Annotated in this window: 4 protein-coding genes, 1 tRNA gene and 1 pseudogene; 3 read left to right on the top strand and 3 right to left on the bottom strand. The window is 63.9% G+C overall.

The genetic code is table 11. The annotated features are described in order from the left end of the window. Positions 1-239, top strand: a 239-nt coding sequence (locus tag QOI01_RS08040) for an alpha/beta hydrolase-fold protein (protein ID WP_526379696.1), incomplete at its 5' end; no start/stop codon positions are given. 636 nt (positions 240-875) lie between these two features. On the opposite strand, the gene QOI01_RS08035 is transcribed toward QOI01_RS08040, so the two are convergent. Next, positions 876-949, bottom strand: a tRNA-Leu gene (locus tag QOI01_RS08035). Positions 950-975: 26 nt separating this feature from the next. Next, positions 976-1324, bottom strand: a pseudogene (locus QOI01_RS08030) (tyrosine-type recombinase/integrase); the annotation flags it as partial. A 195-nt stretch (positions 1325-1519) separates the two neighbouring features. Here QOI01_RS08030 and QOI01_RS08025 point away from each other — a divergent pair. After that, positions 1520-1918 carry an FHA domain-containing protein gene (locus tag QOI01_RS08025; protein ID WP_526379698.1) on the top strand — a complete coding sequence of 133 codons (399 nt, stop codon included), beginning with the start codon at positions 1520-1522 and terminating at the stop codon, positions 1916-1918. Positions 1919-2253: 335 nt separating this feature from the next. Here the strand turns inward: QOI01_RS08025 and QOI01_RS08020 are convergent, their stop codons facing one another. Then, positions 2254-2943 (bottom strand): winged helix-turn-helix transcriptional regulator, encoded by a 690-nt coding sequence (locus tag QOI01_RS08020; protein WP_526379694.1) that lies wholly within the window; start codon positions 2941-2943, stop codon positions 2254-2256. Between the two features lie 61 nt (positions 2944-3004). On the opposite strand from QOI01_RS08020, the gene QOI01_RS08015 reads away from it, so the two are divergent. Continuing rightward, a partial coding sequence (locus QOI01_RS08015; RefSeq protein WP_526379692.1) for an MFS transporter occupies positions 3005-3293 on the top strand: 289 nt, incomplete at its 3' end.

Raw genomic sequence — 3293 nt, 5'->3', positions numbered from 1 at the left:
ACAGCTACCGGAACAAGCGGATCTTCCTGGTCGCCGGCACCAGTCCGGACCCGCTCAACTGGTTCGACAGCGTGAACGAGACCCAGGTGCTTGCCGGCCAGCGGGAGTTCCGCGAACGCCTCAGCGACGCCGGCATCCCGCATGAGGCGCACGAGGTGCCCGGCGGCCACGTCTTCCGGCCCGACATATTCGCCCTCGACCTCGACGGCATCATCGCCCGGCTGCGCCACGCGATGTAGCGGCGGGGCCGCAGGAGAACTCGCCGATAGCCGCCAACGTCGCGGGTTGGGCGAATCTGGCACCCGCGCTGAGCAACTCGGCGACTGGTCAAATTTCTGCTCCAATGAGCGCAAGGCCACGAGGTTCCCGAGGAGGGGGCCCCCTCGAGTTCGGGCCCGACTCGCCCGTCCATGAAGACCCTGGCCCGGATGTGTCGGCCGCAGACCTGCACGAGCTGGCGCAGCGACTGGCGAACTGAGCGGGTTCGGGGCAACCCCCGGTCGGACTCAAACCGACATCGGGAGCGTCACCTGCAACCGCAAGGCGGCAGCGGTGGCAGGGCCGACAACGCCGTCCACCTTGAGGCCGGGGGTGCCGTCAACGCAAATCAGCCCCACGCTCGACCTCATCGAGAGTCGAACTATCAGGCCCGATACTCCGTGGCTGCAACCGGCCCTTCCAGCTTGGCCAGGGCCGGGATCGAAAGAGCACGTTCCGCTTTCCAGGCGGTTCAGAGGTCGACGGAAAACGACCGCCGCATCGTCTCAAGCAGTTAGCTACGCGCGCACAGCGTCGCCCGCCCGTGTACATGCCGCGTGCACGAACGACCCAACCGCCTGGGCGCGCGCTCGCGTCATCTACCAGGCCTCTTCCCGTGCCCCCAGTCGGACTCGAACCGACACTGTGCGGATTTTAAGTCCGGCGCCTCTGCCAATTGGGCTATGGGGGCGTTGCAGTTCAGAGCATCATCTAAGCCTATTCGGCCTCGTTCGAAGGTCCCGAGTACTGCCGTGATACCGCAGTGCTGTCGATCGCCTTACCCAGCGCATCGGCCACACCGGGTTAAATCGTCGGTGAGGAGATGGCCGTATCGGTCGAGCCTCATCGCAGCTGTCGCGTGCCCCAGGAGTCTCTGCACAACCTTGACGTTAGCGCCTGCACTGATCGCCAAGGACGCCGCGGTGTGCCTCAGGCCGTGAGGTACCAGCCCTTCGATCCCTACGTCGTCGCACGCGTTGTCGAATGCCCAGCGGTATTCGCCAAGAGGCAGAAACCCGCCTTTACGACTCGGGAACACCAGTGCATTCGGGTCCGCGGGCAATTCAGTTGTAACGAAATATGTCGTTCGTCAGCAAGCCATTGCGCGCTCAGCCCAAGCCATTAATGGGACGGTTCCTGGTCTGTATATGGCCACGTGGCGGGATGATCTTGGCGTGGGCATGCGGCACGCGGCATCAGAACGGAGCGCTGAGTGACCGGTAAGGATCACGACAAGGCCTCCGATGACAACGCCGCAGAGATGACTTCGGTGTTACGGGCCGACATCCTCCACACGCCCGACACCTGGGTGACAGCCAGCGAGAGCACGGGGGAGAGCCCGGCCCCGGGCTCGGCTCTGCTCATCGTCAAACGCGGCCCCAACGCCGGATCACGGCTCACTTTGGATAAGGCCGTCACCTCCGTCGGGCGCCACCCCGACAGCGACATCTTCCTCGACGACGTCACCGTCAGCCGCCGCCATGCCGAATTTCGGATCACGGAGAACAACGACGTCCAGGTCGTCGACGTCGGCAGCCTCAACGGCACCTACGTCAACCGCGCGACGGTGGACTCGGCGACCCTGGCCAACGGGGACGAGGTGCAGCTCGGCAAGTTCCGCCTTGTATTTCTGACCGGGGGACCCACGCCGCCCACGTGACGGCCCGAACGGACACGTCGGGGCCGATTGGGTAGCCGCCGCCGGGACAACCCCACGGCCTCATCGAGCAAGCCGCCACGGACTGAACCATCGGTCGTGACGGCCAAATATACCGAGAAGTCCCGAAAACGAACGTTTTTGCGGATGGCCTGTACGGTCCGACTGTCGCACCGCGGTTCACGAAAGTGCGTACGGATCTCGTCCTTGCTGAAGGTCCGCCCGGCGGCAATGTCGGCATCAGCTTCGGCGATCAGACTCGCGGATGCGTGGTCGCGAGAGCCAGTAGCTCGTCTCGTCATCTAATTCCGTGGGGGTAGCCCATGTCGTAGGACTTGCTACGTCCTGACCGGCACAGTTGGATCGGCTGACAGTTGGAAGACCGTGTGGAATGCGTCGATGGCATCGTGTTCGCCGACGAACTTCAAGCGGCGCAGTGCGGTCTTGCGCTGGGCTGCGGTGGTTCCGAAACGGGCGGTGACCAGATCGGCCGCGGTTGCGGTCACCGTTACCGTGGGCGCACCCTGGGCGGCGGTGAGGCGGCCCCGATGCACCCCGAAATCGAAACGGCGGCCGTCGATCGCGATGACGTATGACGCGTTCAGGTCGGTGGCGCGTGCGGGGTCGAACGCGAGCAGGACGCCGGCGAGGAATCCGTTCAACGGCGATACGGCAGCGTTGTCGCTCGGTTCAAGCAGGTCGAGGCCGAACCATGCGATGGCCTGGAGGATGGGTAGGACCCGTTGCCAGCCAACGTCGCTGAGGGTGTACACGGTACGGGCGACCGGTGGTGGCAGCTCGGCGCGATCGATTATCCCGGCATCATTGAGTTCGCGGAGCCGGTCGGCCAGCAGGTTGGTCGCAATTCCGGGCAACTCGGCGCGGAGGTCGCCGTAGCGGCGCGGACCTCCAACCAACTCGCGCAGGATCAGCAAGGTCCATCGCTCGCCCAGTACGTCGAGCCCCTTCGCGATGGGGCAATTCTGGTTTGTAGTTCCTACCGGCGGACATACCGGTGACTTTACCATGAAAACAACTATCTAGTCATATAACTTGTGTTTAATGTCTTTATGATTTATTTTCTTGTCTATGAGCTTCGATTTACGCCGCCCGGTGTTCCGCGACCGGCCGACCGCCGCGCTCGCCGTCATCTGCCTGAGCGTCTTCGTGATCAGCGTCGACGCCACCATCGTCAACGTCGCCCTGCCGAAGTTGTCGCGCGAACTCAACGCCGATACCGCGCAGCTGCAATGGATTGTCGACGCCTACACCCTGGTCATCACGGGTCTGCTGCTGTCGGCGGGCAGCCTGAGCGACCGTTATGGCAGACGGGGCTGGCTCATTGCCGGTCTTGGCGTGTTCGCGATTACGTCCGCCC

Origin of the sequence: Mycobacterium sp., assembly GCF_032162605.1 — a bacterium.
Lineage (GTDB): Bacteria > Actinomycetota > Actinomycetes > Mycobacteriales > Mycobacteriaceae > Mycobacterium.
Note: the sequence above shows the minus strand (reverse complement) of the source record. Positions and strands in the feature narration are given on the sequence as shown.

What these genes read in the sequence shown, in the direction of transcription:
- QOI01_RS08025 (WP_526379698.1), top strand. Translation starts at nt 1,520, where the DNA reads ATGACTTCGGTGTTACGGGCCGACATCCTCCACACGCCCGACACCTGG.
- QOI01_RS08020 (WP_526379694.1), bottom strand. Translation starts at nt 2,943, where the DNA reads ATGGTAAAGTCACCGGTATGTCCGCCGGTAGGAACTACAAACCAGAAT.